Source organism: Oleiphilus sp. HI0132 (assembly GCF_001635845.1).
The window spans coordinates 1-886 of sequence record NZ_LWGJ01001706.1 but is presented as its reverse complement, the minus strand read 5'-3'; the positions used below and the strand labels follow the sequence as shown (position 1 = coordinate 886).

Genomic DNA, 886 nt, shown 5'->3' with positions numbered 1-886 from the left:
TAAATAAAAACTCCTAGTGCTTGTTTCTTAGACTCTGGCGGATTTTTTGTGAACTTTGTGCTGTATCACCTGTCATCGATTTCACATTTTTTATCATTTGTCGAAAAGTTGACGCTTTTTGTTGCTAAATAATGATGTTTATCCGTCAATTTAAGTGTTCTGGCGCTAAGATTTCCTTACTCAAGATCGAAATTTAATAGTGGAATCTTCTCATGCATACATTTTTCCTCAACACTGGTGAAAAGCGAATTGCCGCTCTTACAAAGAACCTATTAGCTTCAAGTGTGGCCATTCTTTTAACGGCTTGTGGTTCTGGTGGCGGCAGTGAAGAGTCAAATTCCACTCCGGATGATGGTAATACCAATACCGTGACTACAACGATTAGCGGTACCGCTATAAAAGGGGTCGTTTCAGAAGGCTTGGTAAACTTATACTCAGTAGAAGAGCAGGGTGGCAAGACTATTCGTTCTGTTAATCCAATGGTGAGTCCAGTCAGAACAGACTCTAATGGTCGCTACACCTTTAATCTTGAGCAGGAAATTTCACAAGGCTCAGTTGTTGTCGAAGTGACAGCTGATAGTCGAACCAGAATGAAGTGCGATACAACGGAAGGTTGTATTGATAATGATGGGCAAGGCGTTTCTTTTGGTGAAAGCTTTAACCCAGGGTCTGGCTTTAGTTTGCGCTCGGTTGCTTCAGGTATTGTGGCAGGGCGGGAGTATAATGTTCATCTTAGCCCATTAACGCATATGGCGGCAGCTCATGCGGAGGCTAAATCTATTGGTTTGACAGCTGATAGTATTCAGGAATCTATCGCTCACATTGAAGACTTGCTAGATCTAGATGCTGGTGCGATGCGTTTGGCGCCAGCAGATTTAACTGCTAT

At 42.6% G+C, this 886-nt stretch carries 1 protein-coding gene; it reads left to right on the top strand.

Annotation, left to right across the window (positions count from 1 at the left end; translation table 11 throughout):
- Nucleotides 1–212 precede the first annotated feature (212 nt).
- The coding region (locus A3766_RS26170) for a hypothetical protein (RefSeq protein ID WP_197479761.1) at nt 213–886 on the top strand (674 nt) is incomplete at its 3' end.